We start from the raw sequence: 18,741 nt of genomic DNA, 5'->3' as shown, positions 1-18,741 counted from the left end.
GGAGCGATGATGACGCAGGTTTTCGCTAAACAGCCGGCAGCACGCATCCGCAGTGCGCAGCAGGCCCTGCAGGTGGCAGAGGAGCTGGCTGAACGCTTTCGCAGCGGCGCAGCGCAGCGCGATCGGCAGCGCGAGCTGCCACATGCTGAACTTCAGCACTATTTCCAGTCCGGCTTAGGTGCCATTACCGTGCCGCGTGCGTGGGGCGGCATTGAGATTTCCAGCGCAGAACTGGCGCAGATTTTTGTCATGCTCAGCGCTGCCGATGCATCGATCGGTCAGGTGCCACAAAACCACTTCTACGCGCTGGAGGTGCTGCGCGTTAACGGCAGCGATGCCCAGCAGCAGCGGCTGTACAACGAAGTGCTGGCGGGCGTTCACTATGGCAACGCGCTGGCGGAGTTCGGCTCTGCGGCGGCGCATCAGCGCACCACCGCCTTTAGCCAGACCGCCAGCGGGCTGCGGCTCAACGGCGACAAATTTTACTGCACCGGGGCGCTGTTTGCCGACCGCATCCCGACGCTGGCCATCGCCGATGACGGCAAAGAACAGCTGGTGTTTGTGCCGCGCCATCAGCCGGGCGTGACGGTGATTGATGACTGGAGCGGTTTCGGCCAGCGCACCACCGGCAGCGGTAGCGTGCAGTTTCGTGATGTGGCGATCGCGCCGGACGATGTGGTGCCGTTTCACAGCGCGTTTGAGCGGCCGACCACCGTCGGACCGTTTGCCCAGATTATGCATGCGGCTATCGACCAGGGCATTGCCCGCGCGGCGTTCAACGACATGCTGGCCTTTGTGCAGCAGCGCGCGCGGCCGTGGCCGGACAGCGGCGTTGAGCGAGCCTGTGACGATCCGCTGACGCTGGATCGCACCGGGCGGCTTGCCGCACGACTCAGCGCCGGTGATGCGTTACTGGATGTCGCCGGGGAGGCGGTCGATGTCGCCCAACGCAACCCGAGCGCTGAACACGTCGCGCTGGCATCGGTTGAAGTGGCGAAAGCGCGTGCCTGGACCACTGAGGTGGCGCTGGAAGCCGGCAACCTGCTGTTTGAGCTGGGCGGATCGCGCGCCAGCCTGCGCGAGCACAATCTCGATCGCCACTGGCGCAACGCGCGCACCCACACGCTGCATGACCCGGTACGCTGGAAATATCCGGTCATCGGCAACTATCTGCTTAACGGCGTGCTGCCACCGCGACGGGGAACGCTATGAGCCGCAAACAGATTCTGCTCAATGCTTTTAACATGAACTGCGTGGGGCATATTCACCATGGCATGTGGACCCATCCGCAGGACCGCTCAGTGGAGTTCAATTCGCTGGCGTACTGGCTGGATTTAGCGCGTCTGCTGGAGCGCGGCCTGTTCGACGGACTGTTCATTGCCGATATTCTCGGCGTTTACGATGTGTATCAGCAGGGTATCGGCCTGACGGCGCGCGAGTCCATTCAGCTGCCGGTGAACGATCCGCTGATGCTGATTTCCGGCATGGCCAGCGTGACGCAGCATCTGGGCTTTGGCGTGACCGCCAATCTGAGCTACGAAGCCCCTTATCCTTTTGCCCGCCGCCTGTCGACGCTCGACCATCTGACCAACGGCCGCATCGGCTGGAATATCGTGACCGGCTATCTCGACAGCGCGGCGCGCGCCATGGGGCAGCAGCAACTGCTGGCGCACGATCGGCGCTACGACCAGGCCGATGAGTTTCTTGATGTCACTTATCAGCTGTGGGAAGGCAGCTGGCAGGACGATGCGTTGCTGGCCGACAAACAGCGCCGGCTGTATGCCGATGCGCAGAAGATTCACGCGATCAATCATCAGGGCGAATTTTATCAGGTGCAGGGCTATCACCTGAGCAGCCCCTCGCCGCAGCGCACGCCGCTGCTGTTCCAGGCAGGCTCATCCGCGCGCGGCGTGGCGTTTGCTGCGCGGCACGCCGAGTGCAGTTTCGTGAATGCCAGCTCGCCGGCGGCGCTGCGCGAGCAGGCGCAGCGTCTGCGCCACGCGGCGGTGGCCGTGGGTCGCCAGGCGGACGACTTACGCATCTTTATGGGTGTCAGCGTGATCGTCGCCGCCAGCGAACGCGAAGCGCAGGAGAAGCACCGCAGCTATCTGGAATACGCCAGTGCCGAAGCCGGCATTGCGCACTTCTCCAGCTCAATTGGCGTCGATCTCGCCGCGTTTGGCCTCGATGAACCGATTCACAGCGGCGACACGCGCGCCATTGAATCGGTGAGCAAAGCCTATAACGGCTGGACGCGCCGCCAGCTGCTGGAGCAGCACGCGCTTGGCAGCCGCTACCCGGTGATTGTCGGCAACCCGTCTCAGGTCGCCGACCAGTTGATCCGCTGGATTGATGAAGGTGACATCGACGGCTTCAATCTGACGCGCATCCTGAATCCGCAAAGCTACCGCGATTTTATTGAGCTGGTGGTGCCGGAACTTCAGCAGCGCGGCCGCTTTAAAACCGCTTATCAGCCGGGATCGCTCCGGCAAAAAATTTTTCAACAGCAGGATCGTCTGCCCGCGCGCCACCCGGCCGCGCGCTGGCGGCCTGCGGCTGACGTTCGTTAATTTAACCTCAGGGAATCAGGATGAAATTTGCCTCATTAGTGGCGCTGAGCGCCGCAATATTAACCGCCAGCGCGTTTGCCGCCGGTGACTACAGCGGCGCCCTCAAAGTCGGTACCACGGCGGCTTTCGCGCCGCCGCTGGAAACCGCCGTGGCTGAAGCGAAAAAGCAGGGACTGCAGGTGGAGCTGGTGGAGTTCACCGACTGGACTGCGCCGAACGTGAGTGTGGAAAATGGCGACATTGACGTCAACCTGTTCCAGCACAAGCCGTTTCTTGACAATGCCAACCGCGAGGGCGGTTTCCATCTGGTGCCGTATGCGCCCGCCATCATCAATAACATCGGGCTCTATTCGAAGAAGCACACGGCAATCGATCAGATTCCGGACGGCGGCACGGTGGCGATTGCCAATGACCCGATTAACGGTGCGCGCGGGTTGCTGCTGTTGCAAAAAGCGCAGCTGATTACGTTAAAACCGGGCAGCGGGCTGAAATCCACCGTGGATGATATCGCCAGCAATCCAAAACACCTGAAAATCATCGAAGTGGAGGCGGTGCAGTTGTCGCGCTCGCTGGATGAGGTCGACCTGGCGCAGGGATATCCGCACTATCTGCGTTTGTCGAAGACCATCGACCCCAACAAGGCCCTGTTATTTGATGGCCTTGAGCATCCGGAATATGTGATTCAGTTCGTGATTCGTGACGGACATCAGGACGATCCGCGTCTCAAAAAGTTTGTTGATATCTATCAGCACTCGCCGGTGGTGCGCGCGAAGCTGGATGAGTTCTACGGCAAGCTGTATCAGCCGGGCTGGAGCCAGTAATCATGGTCAGCCTGACTCTTCCTGGCGAGCAGGCGGCGCTGCACTCCACGACGCCGGTCGCGGGCCGTGCGCATGTGCAGATCCGCGGGCTGAGCAAACGCTATGACGGCCAGTCGCAGGATGCGCTGAAGCACATCGACCTGCAGGTTAAACGCGGCGAAATTTTTGGCATCATTGGCCGCAGCGGCGCGGGCAAATCGACGCTGATCCGCTGTCTGAACCGGCTGGAAAATCCGACGCAGGGTGCGGTGGTGATTGACGGTATCGATCTCAGTTCACTGAGCGCCAGCCAGCTGGTGCAGTGGCGGCGTCGCACCGGCATGATTTTCCAGCACTTCAATTTACTGTCCGCTAAAACGGTGCGGCAAAACATTGAGCTGCCGATGAAGGTGGCCGGCATACCGGCGGCGCAACGGCGGCAAAAAGTGGATGAGCTGCTGGCGCTGGTTGGACTGGAGGCGCGCCAGCATGCCTGGCCGGCGCAACTCTCCGGTGGGCAGAAGCAGCGCGTCGGCATTGCGCACGCGCTGGTGCACGATCCGGAACTGCTGCTGTGCGACGAGGCAACCTCGGCGCTGGATCCGGAAACCACGCGCGCCATCCTCGCGCTGCTGAAAAAAATCAATCAGCAGCGTCATATCACTATTGTGCTGATCACCCATGAGATGGACGTGGTGCACGACTTGTGTCACCAGGTGGCGGTGATCGATCAGGGTGAAATCATTGAGCGCGGTCCGGTGTGGCAGGTGTACAGCGATCCGCAGCATGAGACGACGCGGCAGTTGCTTAATCCGCAATTCGGCGCGCTGCCGGAGGCCATCCAGCCGCTGCTGACGCCGCAACGTCAGGACGTGGACTCGCGTTTGCTGGTGCGGCTGCGCTACAGCGGGCAGGGCGCGCAGCCGGATCTGGCGGCGATCAGCGCACAGGTCAGCGGCGAGCTGACGCTACTGTATAGCGCGGTTGAATGGGTCGATCGCAAACCCACCGGCCAGCTGTTGCTGCTGCTGGATACCCGCCACGACGCGCCGGCAGCCCTTACCGCGCTTCATCCGCTGGCGGACCAACTGGAGGTTGCAGGTTATGTCACTGGCTATTGATCGTTTATGCAGGGGTTGCTGGATACGCTGCTGATGGTCGGCGTGTCGTCGCTGCTGGCGCTGCTGATCGGTTTACCGATGGCGGTGATTCTGGTGGTAACCGGGCGCGGCGATCTGTTCCCCAATCCGCTGCTCAACCGGCTGCTGGGCTGGCTGGTGAACCTGTTCCGCTCGATTCCGTTTTTGATTCTGATGGTGGCGCTGATCCCGTTTACCCGCTGGATTGTCGGCACTACCTACGGCGTCTGGGCGGCCGTGGTGCCGCTGACGCTGGCGGCGACGCCGTTTTTTGCCCGCATCGCGGAGGTGAGTCTGCGCGAAGTGGATAAAGGGCTGACGGAAGCGGCGCAGGCGATGGGCTTTCAGCGCTGGCATATTGTCTGGCACGTGCTGCTGCCGGAAGCGCGGCCTGGCATCGTCAGCGGTTTTACCATCACGCTGGTGACGATGATTAATGCCTCGGCGATGGCCGGTGCGATTGGCGCCGGCGGGCTGGGCGATCTGGCTTATCGTTACGGCTACCAGCGTTTCGATATGCAGGTCATGCTCACGGTGATCGTGGTGCTGGTGGCACTGGTCACGCTGCTGCAGCTGTGTGGCGACCGGCTGTCGCGCCGGCTGAACCATCGCTAAAGGCATTTCACCTGATCTGCAGGCCGTCAAGCGCCGCCAGCAGCGCGTCGACCTTCGGCAGCAGCTGTTTGCGCCGCGGCCAAATCACCGATAGCGGCAGACCGTCCGGCTGCTGCTGAGGCACAATCACTTCCAGCGCGCCGCTCGCCAGCGCGTCACGCACCAGCCATGACGGCATCTGCGCCACCCCAAGGCCAGCGCACAGCGCCTGCATTTGTGCATCCACGTCGCCCAGCGCCATGCGAGACGGCACCTGACGCCAGTGCGGATGTCCATCCTCCGTGGTAAACAGCCACGGCTTGGTACTGCCGTCAACGCGCTCGTACAGAATCGCCCGATGCTGCAGCAACTCACTCTCGCTGGTCGGTCTGCCTGCGCGCGCCAGATAGTCCGGCGCGGCGCAAAACACCATACGCTCGCGGCCCATCGCCCGGTAGCCGAGCGAGGCGGGCAGATCCGGCGAACCGCCGATGCGCACCGCGACATCAATGCCCTCATCAAACAGATCAATAAAGCGATCCGAGAAAGTCAGGCTGAGTTCCACATCCGGATGCTGCTGACAGAACGGAATCAGCAGCGGCATGACGCCGAGCCGGCCATAGGTATTCGGCACCGCCAGCCGCAATCGCCCGGAAGGAATGGTGCGCTGCGCCGCCAGCACTGCTTCGGCTTCCGCCAGCTCCTCCATAATGCGCAGGCAGGTCTGATAATAGGCGCTGCCGGCGTCGGTGAGCGTCAGGCTGCGGGTGGTGCGCTCCAGCAGGCGAGAGCCGAGCCGCGCTTCCAGCCGCGTCACGCTTTTGCTGATGGCGGAACCGGTCAGGTGCAGACGCTCAGCGGCAGCGGCAAAACTGCCGCTTTCAACACTGGCGACAAAAGGAACGATGTCTTTCAGACGCTGATCGCGCATGTATTAGTGAACCCAGTTCAGGAATGATGTGAATTAATGCCACGGCTAAGAATTTAATTCTCTATTACGCTAAGGATAACTGCAACAGAGGAGATTCGACATGCAAAAACAGGCGTTAATCGTGGGGATCAGCGGGGTTATTGGCCGTGCGCTGGCGGAAAGGCTGCAAAGCGAGGGCTGGCAGGTAACCGGTTTGTCGCGCGGACGCGGTGCTATTCCGGAAGGCTGCCGCAGTCTGACGGCCGATCTGACCGATGCAGAAGCGGTGCGCAATGCGCTGGCGCAGGAAAAACCGGATGCGCTGTTCTTTAGCGTCTGGTCACGCCAGGCGAATGAAAAAGAGAACATTCGCGTTAACGGCGGCATGGTGCATAACGTCATTGCCGCGCTCGGCGAGCGGCTGAACGGCGCGCATGTGGCACTGGTGACCGGGCTGAAGCACTATCTTGGTCCGTTCGAAGCATATGGCAAAGGTGCGGTGCCGGTGACGCCGTTCCGCGAAGAGCAGGGACGTCAGCCAGTCGATAACTTTTACTATGCGCAGGAAGATGAAGTGTTTGCCGGCGCAGAGCAATATGGCTACAGCTGGAGCGTGCACCGTCCGCACACCATCATCGGTTATGCATTGGGTAACGCCATGAACATGGGGCAGACGCTGGCCGTTTACGCCACGCTGTGCCGTGAAAAAGGCTGGCCGTTTATCTTTCCCGGCTCGCCGCAGCAGTGGAACGGTCTGGCCGATGTCACCGAAGCCGGTTTACTGGCGGAACAGCTGCTGTGGGCGACCAGTGCTGAAGGGGCTGCCAATCAGGATTTCAACGCGGTGAACGGCGATGTGTTCCGCTGGAACTGGCTGTGGCCGCGTCTGGCAGACTATTTCGGTATTGAAGCTGCAGACTATCCGGCGCAGATGATGCCGCTGGAAGGACGCATGCAGGAAGCATCAGCGGCCTGGCGTGAGATCGCTGCGCGCTATCAACTGCGTGAAGCGGACATCGATAAACTGGCGTCGTGGTGGCACACCGATGCGGATTTGGGCCGGCCGATGGAGGCGTTTACCGATATGAGCAAGAGCCGTAAAGCCGGCTTTACCGGCTATCGCGCCACGCTGGATTCCTTCACCCAGCTGTTCGACCGGCTGCGGGCGGAGCGCATCATTCCCTGATAGCGTTACTGGCCGGCGTCGTCAGGCGATCTGCACCCAGCGCCGGCCAAGCAATACGGTCAGCACGATGATGCTCACGATGGCCGCCAGGTGCTGCAGCAAATCCAGCGCATGCAGATGCACCGGATGACAGAACGCCAGCAGGCTTACCGCCATGCAGGCGACGCCCAGGCCCGCCATGGCCAGACTGCGGGCCGGATAGAGTGTTCGCGTCCGGCGCAGACTGAGGATGGTCAGCAGCAGCATCGGCAGACTCACCACCAGCAGGAAAACAAAGCACGGCAGTGTGTCGTGCTGCTGCAGCGGCGTGGCCGTTTGCAGCAGACTGCTGGCGCTCAATCCCAGCCACAGCAGGCCCGGCGGCAACAACAGCTTTGCGCTGATGCCGCGCCGCCCTGCAATGCTGAGTTCAAAGGCGCTGCGCATCGCCAGCAGCCCGAGGATAAAGGCCAGCATCAGTTGCAGCGCGGCCTGCATCGCGCCGGTCTGCGACCAGTCGGTCAGAGTGCGCGGCACCAGCAAACTGGCCGCGATGCCCGCCGGTAGCGCCAGCGCCAGCCAGCCCAGCACGCGTTTTCCGGTCGCCGGCGGGCGTTTCACCGGGCGCAGATCGCGCCCCAGTTTTTCAATCAGCAAATGATGGTCAGTCATGGTTTGCTCCAAAGCGGCGCAGATTGATGAGCGCGCGGTGCAACAGCGATTTCACGGCCGACACGCTCAGATTATGGTGTGCCGCCGCCTCGTTCAGGCTCATTTCATGCAAATGAACATGCTCAACGATTTCACGCTGACGCAGCGGCAGCTGGCTGAGATAGCCCGCCAGCTCCTGCCGGGTGTCCAGCTGCTGCTGTTCTGCCGTGCTGGCGGGATCGGCGGCCTGGGCGTCGTCAAGCGCACAGTGCTGCTGGCGGCCGCGGCGGCGCAGGGCATCAATCGCGCGCGCCGAGACTATCGCCGTCAGCCAGGGCAGAAAAGGGTAAGCGGGATCGTAGGTATGGCGTACGCGATGCAGCGTAAGCAGCACATCCTGAATCACATCTTCCGTTAAGGCTTCATCGCTCAGCCTGCGCCGCACCTGCGCGCGTATCACCGGCACCAGCGCCCGCAGCAGCCGGGTATAGGCACACTGATCCCCGGCCTGCGCGCGTTCCATCAGTCCGGGCCAGTTTTCACGTGCGCTATCGCCTGTGTGCATACGCTGCCTTGTTGCCGTTACGTCTTCTTCGCTGCCGCCTGGTTTAACGCATCCACTACGATGCCGGGTGTCAGCACCTGCGGCAGTACTTTCGGTGGTCCGCCATCAGCCGGATACACCAGGTACATCGGTAAACCGCCCTGACCAAACTCACTCATCACGTCATCAACGTCCGGGTTAAATTTAGTCGAGTCTGCCACCATGTACAGCGTACCGGTTTTCGCCAGTGCGGTTTTCACCGCCTGGGTCGACAGCGAGGTCTTCTCGTTCACCTGACAGGTGATGCACCATGATGCGGTAAAATCGACAAAAATCGCTTTGCCATGCCCGCGCTGAGCAGCCACCGCCTGCGGCGTCCACGTCTGTTTGCTGACCTGCGCCTGCACATCGGCTTGCAGCGCCGCGCCTGGCTTGATCAGCCCCGGCAGCGGCGCGATCACCGCAATCAGCAATATCGCCGTGACGCTGAACAGCGCTTTGTGCCCTTTTCCGGCAAAGCGGCGCTGCTGCGCCATGCCATACAGCCAGCCGGCAAACGCCAGCACCACCGAGGCGGCCAGCACAATAGCCAGCGCGCTGCTGCCCGCCTGCTGGGCCAGAATCCACACCAGCCAGGCCCAGGCACCCAGCATGGGAAAGGCCAGCCCGCGCTTAAGGATATCCATCCAGACGCCAGGACGCGGTAAAAATCGCGCCAGCGGCGGGAACAGCGACAGCAGGGTAAAGGGCGCGGCAAAGCCGAGCGCCAGCGCAAAGAAAATGACCAGCGCAACCGCAGGGGGCTGCACCAGCGCGTAGCCGATGGCGCTGGCCATAAAGGGCGCGGCGCAGGGCGTGGCTACGATGATCGCCAGTGCCCCGGTCAGCGCGGAACGCAAAAAAGCGCCGCGCTGGATGTCGATGGCCCCGACGCGCTGCACCGTTAGTCCCACCTCAAAGACGCCAAGCAGGTTAAGCGCGGCAGCCAGCATCACCAGCGACAGCAGGGCGATCACCAGCGGTGACTGCAGCTGAAAGCCCCAGCCGACCGCGGCGCCACCCGCGCGCGCGGCCAGCAGAATGCCGGCCAGCGCCATCATGGTCACCAGCACGCCGAGCAGGAAACCGAGGCCTTCACGGCGCGCGCTGGCAGCCTGGCTTTGATGGCGTAGCAGGCCAAGCGCTTTCAGCGAAATCACCGGAAAGACGCACGGCATGAGGTTGAGGATGATGCCGCCCAAAAAGGCGGCCAGCATCGCGGTTAACATGGCTGCCCTCTCACTTACTGCGCTTGCGGATGCGCAGCGTCATACTCTTTCACCGCCGCCAGCGCTTTTTCGATATGGGTATCCGGGTTTCTGTCGGTATAGCTCAGCAGAATATTGCCGTTGGGGGCAATCACATAAGAGGTGCGGTCAGACAGCGTTTTGCCTTTTATCTGCATCAGCGTTTTATATTCGGCGGCCACTTTGGCACCCGGATCGGCAGCTACGGCGAATTTGTCACGACACTCCAGCTTAGAAAAATCGCTGATCTGCTCGGTGTTACCGGCCGTGACGCCGATCACCGTGGCGCCCATTTTTTTGAAATCATCCGTGGCTTCGGCGAAGTCGTGCGCCTCAATGGTACAACCCGCGCTGAAGGCCGCCGGGAAGAAGTAGAGCACCACCGGCCCTTTTTGCAGCGCCTGCTGCAGCGAGAAGGTGAGCGGCTTACCGGCCAGCGCGCCCTGAAGTTCAAAGTCAGGTGCTTTGGCCCCGACGGGCAGCGCCGCGCCAGCAGCGAAGGCGGCGAGGCTCAGCGTGGTGCCGAGGGTGAGGGTAGCGATGAGATGCCTGATAGTTGTCATGATCTGCTCCTGCGGTGAAAGAGGTCCGGTTAGGGGTGTTCAGCCAGACAGTTCGCCGCAGTCGGTAAAAAGTTGCGCGGAGGGCAAAAAAAAGCAGGGCAGATCCCTTTTTCCCGTCTCGTTTATTTATTCTTTGCGTGAAATCCTTACAATAATCGCCTGATGTTTTTTTAGGTTTTAGATATGTCTTCAACGTCTTGCGATAAACAGAACAGTGAAACCCAGCAGCTGCTGGCCTCCCTTGAACAGCACATTGCCGAGCCGGCACCCCGGGTGCAGCCGGTACCGGAAGATTTCTGGCAGCAGCTGGAGACGCTGACCCACGGCGACGACGCCTGACTCAGTTGGCCGGCTGTATACCGTGGCACACCATGCTGAGGGTGTGCTGCAGAATCATTTCGGTATCAAAGCCCGGCTCGTGGGCAAAGCGGGTAAAGGGCACCAGCACCATGCTGAGAATTGAGGTCATCAGCACATCGACATTCAGCTGGTTATTCAGTAATCCCTGCTGCTGCCACTGAATCAGCAACGCGCGAATCCGTTCGCGTCCGGCATGACCGTGACGCTGTTTCAGCGTGCCGCCCAGCCCCTGACCACTGGCGACTTCCTGCAGCCACAGTGGTGCGAACCAGTCATGACTCAGCACGATATCCGCGAACTCTTTAATGAATCCGCTGATCGCAGCGACAGGGTCACTACTCTCTTCGACAAAATGCGCTTCCAGCCGTTGCCGTAATGGCACAAAGCGTTCCGCGACCACGGTATCCAGCAGTGACTCGCGCGACTGAAAATAGTAATTCAGCATGGCCGGGCTGACGCCAGCTTTACGGGCTATGGCGTTGAGCGAGGTTTCCGCGATGCCGTTTTGCGCATACAGCGCGAGCGTGATGTCCAGCAGATGCTCGCGCTGCTGGGCATTGATTGCGCCGCCGCGTGGACGGCCCGGCCGGCGGGGTTTATCAGAAGGCGCTGTCTCGCTCTCCATCACTTTTTGTGCGGTCATCTTTACGTACTCACGGGTTTCGTGTCAGACTTCGGTTAATATTAATTGTGCATTTAATTAATTTCAAACGGTGTCGTTATGAAACCTCAATCTATCACATCGCAGCGCGACAGCGGGGCAACCCGCCCGCTTTCCATTCGCCTGCTGATGGGCGCGCTGATGCTGGTGATGCTGCTTTCCGCGCTTGATCAGACCATTGTCTCAACCGCGCTGCCGACTATCGTCGGCGAACTGGGCGGGCTGGATCGCCTGTCGTGGATTGTCACCGCTTACATGTTGGCCTCAACCCTGGTTGTGCCGCTGTACGGCAAATTTGGCGATCTGTTTGGCCGCCGAACGGTGCTGCAAATCTCGGTGGTGCTGTTTTTGCTGGGTTCGGCGCTGTGCGGGCTGGCGCAAAACATGCCGCAGCTGATTTTTACCCGCGCGCTGCAGGGACTGGGCGGCGGCGGATTGATGGTGGTGAGCATGGCGGCGGTCGCGGATGTCATTCCGCCCGCCGATCGCGGCCGGTACCAGGGCCTGTTTGGCGGCGTGTTTGGTCTGGCGACGGTGATTGGGCCGCTGCTGGGCGGTTTTATCGTGCAGCACATGTCCTGGCGCTGGATTTTCTACATTAATCTGCCACTCGGCCTGCTGGCGCTGCTGATCATTAATGCGGTGTTTAAAGCGGATAGCCGACGCAAACCCCATGAAATCGATTATCCGGGTGCGGTGTTTCTCAGCCTGGCGCTGGTGGGCGTGACGCTGTTTACCAGTGAAGGCGGCACGCTGCGCGAATGGTCAGATCCCCAGCTATGGTGCATTCTGGCCATGGGGCTGGTTGGCGTGTTGGGATTTATCTATGAGGAGCGACGTGCGTGGGAACCCATCATTCCGCTCGATCTGTTCCGCAATCGCAGTTTTTCCCTCGCCAGTCTGATGGCGTTTATTATCGGCATGGCGCTGTTTGGCAGCGTGACGTTTTTGCCGCTTTATCTGCAGGTGGTAAAAAACGCCACGCCCACCGAGGCCGGACTACAGCTGTTACCGCTGATGGGCGGGCTGCTGGTCACCTCGATCATTAGTGGTCGCATGATTAGCCGCAGCGGGAAATACCGTTTGTTCCCCATCGCCGGGACGCTACTGGCCACAACCGGGATGGCGCTGATGACCACGCTGACGCTGGATGCGCCGCTCTGGCACATTTATCTGTTCTCCAGCGTGCTCGGCATGGGAATGGGCATGACTATGCAGGTGCTGGTGCTGGCGGTGCAAAATGCGGTGACGCCCGATCGCATCGGCGTAGCGACCTCATCGGTTACGCTGTTTTGCTCGGTGGGCGGTTCAATCGGCGTTGCGCTGTTTGGCGCTGTGTTCAGTCACGTGCTGAAATCCGGAGCCACCCGACTGATAGAGCAGGGTAACGTGCTGCCGCCTTCGCTGGATCCGGTCGCCGTGAACCATTTGCCTGCAGCGCTGCGTCAGGCTTATTTGCTGGTGTTCAGTGATGCGGTGCATGCCGCATTTCAGATGGCCGCCGGCGTTATGCTGCTGGCGTTTATACTTTCGCTGTTGCTGCCGGAGTCGCCGCTGCGCGATAACGTGCGCAAATAAGCTTTCCGGTTATTTCGCAGCAGGTCAGTCGGACAGGCTGCGGAATAAAATTTAAACGCAATTTGCCGGATAAATATGCGTTGTCGGCGCAAAGCAGCAAAAGATATAGATTTTTATCCTAAATACATAGCGTTACCTTTCTGTAAACTTAGGTAAAAATAGTGAAGACAGCGAGAATTCGGGCGGAGACGCTTTATTTCTGCAACTTCTTTACGGTATAAATCTGCTATCCCTGTTATCCACTGTGAAACGTCACCCTATGATTGCTACTGCGGCCCGCAACCTGATTGCCTGCCTGATGTTATTAACCCTGGCTGGCTGCTCGTCTCACTCCTCGCCAGCACCGGAGCAGGAAAGTGTTGATACCTCACAGGACGGTGGTAAACAGCCCGATTTAATTCCTGTAATAGCCGCTTTGCACGATCAAATGCATTCGTGGGAAGGCACCAAATATCAGTGGGGCGGAACGCAATTATCCGGCGTTGACTGTTCCGGATTTGTCTGGCGCACCTTAAAAGATCGTTTCAATATTCCCATGGATCGCGTCACAACGCGTGAACTGATTGCCATGGGTAAGCCGGTCGATCAGGCGCATTTACAGCCTGGCGACTTAGTGTTCTTCCGCATCAAGCATGAGCTGCACGTCGGCTTTTACGACACCGATCGCCAGTTCCTGCATGCATCAGTTAGCCAGGGCGTGATGCGCTCGTCACTGAATAATCCGTACTGGAAATCAGTATATTTAGAAGCCAGACGACTTCCGCGCGAGCAAAATTCGCAGATCAGTTTCAATTATAAAAATAAAGTCTGAGGTCAGACATCCTTCCTTAAAGCCGCGGCGCGACATTTTCGCGCCCGTGCTCAGACCCATCCTGCCGTCAACCATCCATCTCCTGTTTCAGTGGCAATTCGCATCCAACATGATGGCTGCTTTAACGCTCTGTGCCGCTTTATGGGTATTGAAATCCAATCAACCTATTGATTATAAATAGTAAATTTAAATATCATGCATTAACAATTAGTGCGATCATAGTGTTCGCACTAATTATCAATTTTGTAATAGTAAACATGGTTATTATTACCTCCATCGAAGGCGCAGCGCCTTCTCATCAAACACTAAGGAATATGACCATGAAAACTATCAAAACACTGACCATTGCCGCCGCCGCCGCGCTTTCCCTGATGTCTGCTGCCAGCTTCGCGCAAACCGTTTCAGCCACCTCCACCACACTGGATGGTGCCGAAGCGAAAATTGCCGCTCAGGCTCAGCAGCAGGGTGCGCAATATAAAATTCTGGAAGCCAGCACCAACAACCTGGTGCACATGACCGCTGAACTCTACAAATAACGGATGGTTGCACAGGGATGTGCCAGAACGGGTCGCCTGACGGGCGGCCTTTTTTGTCGTGCAGTCAGGCTCGCAGCGTATCAATCATTCTGGCGATATTGCTGAATTTGCAGCGCAGACTGTCTGGCAGGAGAACGCAATATGCTGAACAACGTGGATATCAACCGGCAGGCGCTGGCTTTTGCCGATGCATTACGCACGCAACGCCATGCTCACGTTCCGGTGATTCGTTTTGCCCACTGGCCGCAATTTATCGCGACGGTGCGCGCTGAGCTGGCGCAACCGGGCAATCAGAAATAATTAGCACGATCACGATAACCGCACTAATTATCAATTGCAGTATAGTAACCTGAGTTATTATTAGTTCCATCGAAGGCACACAGCCTTCAGCCACAACCATTAAGGAATAAGACCATGAAAACCATTAAAGCTATGTCAATCGCCGCTGTTGCCGCTCTTTCTCTGATGTCAGCTGCCAGCTTTGCCCAGAGCGTAACCGTGACTTCCTCTACGCTGGACGGTGCAGAAGCTAAAATCGCCGCGCAGGCGCAAGAGCAGGGCGCTCAATATAAAATTACTGAAGCCAACACTAACAACCGCGTGCACATGACGGCTGAACTGTATAACTAAGTTCAGACTGGTTCACTGCGTTAAGGCCGCCTTCGGGCGGCTTTGCTGTTTCCGGAAGGATTGAAACAAACAAAAGCAGCAGACTGGCGTTCGAAATTTGACCAATCCTGCTCAGCGGGCGCAACAGGCGGAGCCCAGGCGTTTATCCACAGGATAAGCCAGCCTCTTTGCACGTCAGTTGTGGATAACTGCTTTAATATCAAACCGTCAGGCGATAAACGCTGAGTGGATTTCCCGACTTACCCGTCGGTTATTTTGTCAGAAATGAATCCGGTTGCGGCTAAATAAACGCGAAGCGGGAGAGTTTATTTCACCATTTCAAAACACATTAGGTTTGCGTAATCTGCACCGTTATTTTTTCGCGTCGTCGTCAAAATGGCGAGAGGGGATCAGATTTTTCTCTTTATTAACCGGCGTTCTTTTCGACCGGCCTTTGTCCAGCAGGCAGTCGCGGCAACAGGCTATTTGCGGATGGTGGATACGCGCTACCGTCAGCGCCTGATGCACGGTATACAAAGAGCCGATAAAGCGCTTATCTTCCTCAAATTCCAGTACGTAACAGCCTTTTTTATGCAATACCCAGCCGGCGTCCGGATCGTGACATAAATAAAAATAGTGCGGTTCTAACATAACTTACTCTCGGGCGAGTGATAGCCATCGAATAGATAATCGGTGATGTGTCTAAATTAGAGACGCATTCAGTCTACGCCGATGATGACCTGCGGGGCTAATTGATTTAATGACTTTCGGATTAGACCTGAAATAGCCGGACCAGCATGAATAATGTGCCGGTCCGGTTGCTGATTTTATTCGCTGGCGAGCGCGGCGACCGGATCCATTCGTGCGGCTTTGCGCGCGGGCAGATAACCAAATATCATGCCGATAATGGTTGAGCAGGCAAAGGCTGCGCCAGCCGATTGCCACGAGTAGATGGCGGTCAGCACGCCGCCAGCCAGCAGTGAAATGACCGGACCTATCACCAGAGACAGCGCCACGCCAAGCGATCCGCCCACCAGGCACACCAGCACCGCTTCAATCATAAACTGCTGCATGATGTCGCCGCGTCGCGCACCTACCGCCATGCGCACACCAATCTCGTGAGTGCGCTCGGTCACCGACACCAGCATGATGTTCATTACGCCAATACTGCCGATCATGAGCGCAATCGAAGCCACCAGTAAAATCAGCAGCGTCAGCGTGGCCGCCGCACCTTCTATCGCTTTACGATACTTGTCCCGGTTGAACATGAGGAAATCTTTGGTACCGTGGCGCGCCGTCAGCAACTGGGTGAGCGATTCCACCGCCGCACCGCTCACCACATCATCTTTGAGTTTAATACTGATACTGGTGAGCGCGGTCTGGCCGCTGATGCGATACATCACCGTGCTCCACGGCAGCCAGACGCTGAGGCGGTTGGGCGACAGACCATCTTCATTATTGGCCACGCCAATAACCCGCACCGGCACCGATCCCAGCACAATCATTTTGCCAATCGGGCTCGGGCCCTGTTCGCCAAATAATTTATTGCGCGTGTTGATATCAATAATGATTTCCTGGCGCGCGTGCCGCTCATCGCTGAAGTTGCTGCCTTCCACCAGCTTAATGCCCTGAATGCGAAAATAGTCGACGCCCACGCCGGAAACTGAAGTTTTGGAGGCGTTGGCCAGGTAGCGAATGGGCTGCGTGGCGATGATTTCCGGACTGACGGCGGCGACAAACTGCTGGCGCGCAATCACATCGGCATCGGCCATCACCAGGGTTTGTACCGGATGCGCATCGTCCTCGACATAATCGCCCCCGGCATAGATAGAAACCACATTGGTACCCAGTCCGGAAATGCTCTCCAGCGTTTTTTCCCGCGCGCCCTGGCCCAGCGCCACCACGGTGACGACGGCGGCAATGCCAAAGATAATGCCGGTCATAGTCAGCGCGGTGCGCAGGCGGTGGGCGTTCATGGCATTCAGCGCCATGCGCAATGATTCGCGCAGCCGGTCAAGCAGACCGCGGAATCGGCTTTGCCGCTTGCGTGGCGCTGGCGTAAAGCGCGTTTTTGCGGCCGTGGCAGCGCTGCCGCTGTCGGCAAAAATCTCGCCGTCCTGAATTTCAATGATGCGTTCCGCGTGCTGCGCCACTTTCATATCGTGGGTAACGATAATCACCGTGTGACCTTCGCGGTTCAGTTCGCTGAGGATGCGCAGTACTTCTTCACCGGAGTGCGAATCGAGCGCGCCGGTGGGCTCATCGGCGAGGATAATTTCGGCACCGTTGATCAGTGCACGCGCAATACTGACACGCTGCTGCTGGCCACCCGATAGCTCGCCCGGCTTATGCTGTTCGCGCCCCTGTAATCCGAGCCGTGCCAGCAGCTGTGCGGCGCGCTGACGGCGTGCGGTGCCGGATAAATTGGCGTAAATCGCCGGTATTTCAACGTTGCTCAGCGCGCTGAGATCCGGCATCAGGTGATAGCGCTGAAAGATAAAGCCGATGTGCTCGCGCCGCACCTGTGCCAGCGCATCGGGCGAGAGCGTGGCGGTATTTTTGCCGCCAATCAGGTAATCACCGCTGTCCGGCGCATCAAGGCAGCCAAGAATGTTCAGCAGCGTGGATTTGCCTGAGCCCGAGGGGCCGATGATCGCCACCATTTCGCCGCTGGCAATCTGCAGATTAATGTTTTTCAGCACCTGCAGGGATTGGGAACCATTGACGTAGCTGCGCTGAATGTTGTGCAGTTCGATGATATTCACATCACCACCTTGTCCGCGCCCGGCTGTTGCGTGGCAAGGATCACTTTTTCCCCTAAGCGCAGCCCGCTCAGCACCTGAATGTCAACGCTGTCGCTGATGCCGGTGGTGATGTAGCGCTTCTCAGGCTGATTATTTTGATCCGCGATTTCGACGTAAGTACGACCATCGCTGGCCTTTTTCGTGGCCTGCACCGGCACCAGCAGCGCGTTTTTCGCCTGGTCGCGCAGCAGATTAACCTGCGCCGTCATGGAGATGCGCAGCGCATTATCCGGGTTCGGCACATCAAGCAGGGCGTTGTAATACACCGCCGCGTTCGTGCTGCTCACGGTATTGCTTTCGCTGTTGCCCATCAGCGCATCATCTTTCATCACCGACTCAGGAGCCAGTTCGATGCTGCGCAGCGTGGCGTTATAACGTTTATCCGGGTTGGCGAAGGTGGTAAACCACGCCTGCTGGCCGGGCTGAATATTGGTAATGTCCGCCTCGGAGATTTGCACTTTGATGGTCATGGTGCCGAGCTGCGCCAGTTTGGCGATGGTCGGGGCGCTCTGCACGGCGTTTACGGTCTGGCCCTGCTTCGTGACGATCGCCACTACCGTGCCGTCAATCGGTGCCATGATGCGCGTGTAGCCGAGATCGAGCTGCTTTTTATCCACTTCGATCTGCGCCTGAATCACCCGCGCCTGCTGCGCCGTCAGCTCTGCCTGGGCGATGCGCCACGCTTCGGCGGCGGTATCAAAATCCTGGCGGGAAACGGCATTGGTTTTAACCATCTGCTGCAGGCGCTGAAACTGTGCCTGCTGGCGTACCAGCGTAGCCTGACGGGTCTGTAAATCCGCCTGCGCCACGCTCAGCGCCGCCTGCGCATTACGCAGATCGCTGCGCTGCGGCTGATCATCGATCTCCGCGATCAGCTGGCCCTTGCGAACGTTGTCGCCAGCTTTGATATACAGCTTTTTCACCTGACCGGAGACCTGCGCACCGACATTAACGCGCTCAATCGCGTCCATTTTGCCGGTGGCGGCAATCACGTTTTCGATGTCGCCCTGGCGCACCGCGACGGTCATCAGCGGATTGGGTTTACTGCGTGACGCCGAATACCCCCAGAGAACCAGAATCATCACCAGCGCAGTTAGCGCGGCAAACAGCCATTTTTTCGTCATTGTGTGCATCATCGTCCCTTAAATTTAGCGAGAATA

The 18,741-nt window shown here is 58.8% G+C and carries 20 protein-coding genes and 1 pseudogene; 12 read left to right on the top strand and 9 right to left on the bottom strand.

All coding sequences use genetic code 11. From position 1 onward, the window contains the following. Positions 1-9: 9 nt before the first annotated feature. The 5 genes and pseudogenes from ABVR31_RS20550 (at position 10) to ABVR31_RS20530 (ending at position 5,124) form a co-directional block, all read left to right on the top strand. Entirely contained in the window at positions 10-1,212 is a 1,203-nt protein-coding gene (locus tag ABVR31_RS20550; protein ID WP_211724568.1) for an SfnB family sulfur acquisition oxidoreductase, read from the top strand. Beyond that, complete coding sequence (locus ABVR31_RS20545; RefSeq protein WP_141495882.1) at positions 1,209-2,570, top strand: LLM class flavin-dependent oxidoreductase; 1,362 nt, start codon at positions 1,209-1,211, stop codon at positions 2,568-2,570. The genes ABVR31_RS20550 and ABVR31_RS20545 overlap by 4 nt, the downstream gene beginning before the upstream one ends. Positions 2,571-2,590: 20 nt before the next feature. Continuing rightward, positions 2,591-3,391 (top strand): MetQ/NlpA family ABC transporter substrate-binding protein, encoded by an 801-nt coding sequence (locus tag ABVR31_RS20540; protein ID WP_021508960.1) that lies wholly within the window; start codon positions 2,591-2,593, stop codon positions 3,389-3,391. Between the two features lie 2 nt (positions 3,392-3,393). Beyond that, a complete protein-coding gene (locus ABVR31_RS20535; protein WP_372774337.1) occupies positions 3,394-4,491 on the top strand; it encodes a methionine ABC transporter ATP-binding protein in 1,098 nt (365 codons plus the stop codon). Beyond that, positions 4,475-5,124 (top strand): annotated as a pseudogene (locus ABVR31_RS20530) (methionine ABC transporter permease). Before ABVR31_RS20535 ends, ABVR31_RS20530 begins: the two are co-directional and overlap by 17 nt. Positions 5,125-5,131: 7 nt before the next feature. Here the strand turns inward: ABVR31_RS20530 and ABVR31_RS20525 are convergent. Then, positions 5,132-6,034: a LysR family transcriptional regulator gene (locus ABVR31_RS20525; protein WP_372774335.1), complete on the bottom strand. Its 903-nt coding sequence runs from the start codon at positions 6,032-6,034 to the stop codon at positions 5,132-5,134. Between the two features lie 100 nt (positions 6,035-6,134). Here ABVR31_RS20525 and ABVR31_RS20520 point away from each other — a divergent pair, with 100 nt between their 5' ends. Next, positions 6,135-7,199, top strand: a complete 1,065-nt coding sequence (locus ABVR31_RS20520; RefSeq protein WP_372774333.1) for an SDR family oxidoreductase — start codon at positions 6,135-6,137, stop codon at positions 7,197-7,199. A gap of 21 nt (positions 7,200-7,220) precedes the next feature. Here the strand turns inward: ABVR31_RS20520 and ABVR31_RS20515 are convergent, their stop codons facing one another. The 4 genes from ABVR31_RS20515 to ABVR31_RS20500 are packed head-to-tail and all read right to left on the bottom strand — an operon-like array spanning position 7,221 to position 10,222. After that, on the bottom strand, positions 7,221-7,850 hold the full coding sequence (locus ABVR31_RS20515; protein WP_215801058.1) for an NrsF family protein: 630 nt from the start codon (positions 7,848-7,850) through the stop codon (positions 7,221-7,223). Beyond that, positions 7,843-8,394: a sigma-70 family RNA polymerase sigma factor gene (locus ABVR31_RS20510; RefSeq protein WP_058759048.1), complete on the bottom strand. Its 552-nt coding sequence runs from the start codon at positions 8,392-8,394 to the stop codon at positions 7,843-7,845. The genes ABVR31_RS20515 and ABVR31_RS20510 overlap by 8 nt, the downstream gene beginning before the upstream one ends. Before the next feature lie 17 nt (positions 8,395-8,411). Then, on the bottom strand, positions 8,412-9,641 hold the full coding sequence (locus ABVR31_RS20505; protein WP_215801059.1) for a protein-disulfide reductase DsbD: 1,230 nt from the start codon (positions 9,639-9,641) through the stop codon (positions 8,412-8,414). Positions 9,642-9,655: 14 nt separating this feature from the next. After that, positions 9,656-10,222, bottom strand: a complete 567-nt coding sequence (locus ABVR31_RS20500; RefSeq protein WP_125310836.1) for a peroxiredoxin — start codon at positions 10,220-10,222, stop codon at positions 9,656-9,658. 183 nt (positions 10,223-10,405) lie between these two features. On the opposite strand from ABVR31_RS20500, the gene ABVR31_RS20495 reads away from it, so the two are divergent. After that, positions 10,406-10,561, top strand: coding sequence for a hypothetical protein (locus tag ABVR31_RS20495; protein WP_193750267.1), 156 nt, complete (start codon positions 10,406-10,408; stop codon positions 10,559-10,561). Between the two features lies 1 nt (position 10,562). Here ABVR31_RS20495 and ABVR31_RS20490 read toward each other — a convergent pair whose 3' ends face one another. After that, complete coding sequence (locus ABVR31_RS20490) at positions 10,563-11,225, bottom strand: TetR/AcrR family transcriptional regulator (RefSeq protein WP_215801061.1); 663 nt, start codon at positions 11,223-11,225, stop codon at positions 10,563-10,565. 78 nt (positions 11,226-11,303) lie between these two features. Here ABVR31_RS20490 and ABVR31_RS20485 point away from each other — a divergent pair, with 78 nt between their 5' ends. From ABVR31_RS20485 to ABVR31_RS20465, 5 genes are all read left to right on the top strand, one after another. Further along, positions 11,304-12,821, top strand: coding sequence for an MDR family MFS transporter (locus tag ABVR31_RS20485; RefSeq protein WP_372774329.1), 1,518 nt, complete (start codon positions 11,304-11,306; stop codon positions 12,819-12,821). Positions 12,822-13,080: 259 nt separating this feature from the next. Then, positions 13,081-13,632 carry a C40 family peptidase gene (locus ABVR31_RS20480; protein WP_021508972.1) on the top strand — a complete coding sequence of 184 codons (552 nt, stop codon included), beginning with the start codon at positions 13,081-13,083 and terminating at the stop codon, positions 13,630-13,632. Between the two features lie 320 nt (positions 13,633-13,952). Next, the gene (locus tag ABVR31_RS20475) at positions 13,953-14,168 is read left to right on the top strand and encodes a YdgH/BhsA/McbA-like domain containing protein (RefSeq protein ID WP_058759052.1); all 216 of its coding nucleotides are present in this window, start codon (positions 13,953-13,955) and stop codon (positions 14,166-14,168) included. A 141-nt stretch (positions 14,169-14,309) separates the two neighbouring features. Continuing rightward, positions 14,310-14,468: a hypothetical protein gene (locus ABVR31_RS20470; protein ID WP_164861079.1), complete on the top strand. Its 159-nt coding sequence runs from the start codon at positions 14,310-14,312 to the stop codon at positions 14,466-14,468. A gap of 114 nt (positions 14,469-14,582) precedes the next feature. Further along, positions 14,583-14,798, top strand: coding sequence for a YdgH/BhsA/McbA-like domain containing protein (locus ABVR31_RS20465; RefSeq protein ID WP_058770290.1), 216 nt, complete (start codon positions 14,583-14,585; stop codon positions 14,796-14,798). 351 nt (positions 14,799-15,149) lie between these two features. Here the strand turns inward: ABVR31_RS20465 and ABVR31_RS20460 are convergent, their stop codons facing one another. From ABVR31_RS20460 to ABVR31_RS20450, 3 genes are all read right to left on the bottom strand, one after another. Further along, positions 15,150-15,428 (bottom strand): hypothetical protein, encoded by a 279-nt coding sequence (locus ABVR31_RS20460; protein ID WP_215801065.1) that lies wholly within the window; start codon positions 15,426-15,428, stop codon positions 15,150-15,152. A gap of 176 nt (positions 15,429-15,604) precedes the next feature. Next, on the bottom strand, positions 15,605-17,542 hold the full coding sequence (locus ABVR31_RS20455; RefSeq protein WP_132463173.1) for a MacB family efflux pump subunit: 1,938 nt from the start codon (positions 17,540-17,542) through the stop codon (positions 15,605-15,607). Then, positions 17,539-18,714 carry an efflux RND transporter periplasmic adaptor subunit gene (locus tag ABVR31_RS20450; protein WP_372774739.1) on the bottom strand — a complete coding sequence of 392 codons (1,176 nt, stop codon included), beginning with the start codon at positions 18,712-18,714 and terminating at the stop codon, positions 17,539-17,541. The genes ABVR31_RS20455 and ABVR31_RS20450 overlap by 4 nt, the downstream gene beginning before the upstream one ends. Positions 18,715-18,741 lie beyond the last annotated feature (27 nt).

The sequence above is a fragment of the Pantoea sp. WEP genome (genome assembly GCF_041678305.1).
GTDB classification, from domain to species: domain Bacteria; phylum Pseudomonadota; class Gammaproteobacteria; order Enterobacterales; family Enterobacteriaceae; genus Pantoea; species Pantoea dispersa.
This window is presented reverse-complemented; position numbering and strand designations above follow the sequence as displayed.

What these genes read in the sequence shown, in the direction of transcription:
- ABVR31_RS20550 (WP_211724568.1), top strand. Translation starts at nt 10, where the DNA reads ATGACGCAGGTTTTCGCTAAACAGCCGGCAGCACGCATCCGCAGTGCG.
- ABVR31_RS20545 (WP_141495882.1), top strand. Translation starts at nt 1,209, where the DNA reads ATGAGCCGCAAACAGATTCTGCTCAATGCTTTTAACATGAACTGCGTG.
- ABVR31_RS20540 (WP_021508960.1), top strand. Translation starts at nt 2,591, where the DNA reads ATGAAATTTGCCTCATTAGTGGCGCTGAGCGCCGCAATATTAACCGCC.
- ABVR31_RS20535 (WP_372774337.1), top strand. Translation starts at nt 3,394, where the DNA reads ATGGTCAGCCTGACTCTTCCTGGCGAGCAGGCGGCGCTGCACTCCACG.
- ABVR31_RS20525 (WP_372774335.1), bottom strand. Translation starts at nt 6,034, where the DNA reads ATGCGCGATCAGCGTCTGAAAGACATCGTTCCTTTTGTCGCCAGTGTT.
- ABVR31_RS20520 (WP_372774333.1), top strand. Translation starts at nt 6,135, where the DNA reads ATGCAAAAACAGGCGTTAATCGTGGGGATCAGCGGGGTTATTGGCCGT.
- ABVR31_RS20515 (WP_215801058.1), bottom strand. Translation starts at nt 7,850, where the DNA reads ATGACTGACCATCATTTGCTGATTGAAAAACTGGGGCGCGATCTGCGC.
- ABVR31_RS20510 (WP_058759048.1), bottom strand. Translation starts at nt 8,394, where the DNA reads ATGCACACAGGCGATAGCGCACGTGAAAACTGGCCCGGACTGATGGAA.
- ABVR31_RS20505 (WP_215801059.1), bottom strand. Translation starts at nt 9,641, where the DNA reads ATGTTAACCGCGATGCTGGCCGCCTTTTTGGGCGGCATCATCCTCAAC.
- ABVR31_RS20500 (WP_125310836.1), bottom strand. Translation starts at nt 10,222, where the DNA reads ATGACAACTATCAGGCATCTCATCGCTACCCTCACCCTCGGCACCACG.
- ABVR31_RS20495 (WP_193750267.1), top strand. Translation starts at nt 10,406, where the DNA reads ATGTCTTCAACGTCTTGCGATAAACAGAACAGTGAAACCCAGCAGCTG.
- ABVR31_RS20490 (WP_215801061.1), bottom strand. Translation starts at nt 11,225, where the DNA reads ATGACCGCACAAAAAGTGATGGAGAGCGAGACAGCGCCTTCTGATAAA.
- ABVR31_RS20485 (WP_372774329.1), top strand. Translation starts at nt 11,304, where the DNA reads ATGAAACCTCAATCTATCACATCGCAGCGCGACAGCGGGGCAACCCGC.
- ABVR31_RS20480 (WP_021508972.1), top strand. Translation starts at nt 13,081, where the DNA reads ATGATTGCTACTGCGGCCCGCAACCTGATTGCCTGCCTGATGTTATTA.
- ABVR31_RS20475 (WP_058759052.1), top strand. Translation starts at nt 13,953, where the DNA reads ATGAAAACTATCAAAACACTGACCATTGCCGCCGCCGCCGCGCTTTCC.
- ABVR31_RS20470 (WP_164861079.1), top strand. Translation starts at nt 14,310, where the DNA reads ATGCTGAACAACGTGGATATCAACCGGCAGGCGCTGGCTTTTGCCGAT.
- ABVR31_RS20465 (WP_058770290.1), top strand. Translation starts at nt 14,583, where the DNA reads ATGAAAACCATTAAAGCTATGTCAATCGCCGCTGTTGCCGCTCTTTCT.
- ABVR31_RS20460 (WP_215801065.1), bottom strand. Translation starts at nt 15,428, where the DNA reads ATGTTAGAACCGCACTATTTTTATTTATGTCACGATCCGGACGCCGGC.
- ABVR31_RS20450 (WP_372774739.1), bottom strand. Translation starts at nt 18,714, where the DNA reads ATGCACACAATGACGAAAAAATGGCTGTTTGCCGCGCTAACTGCGCTG.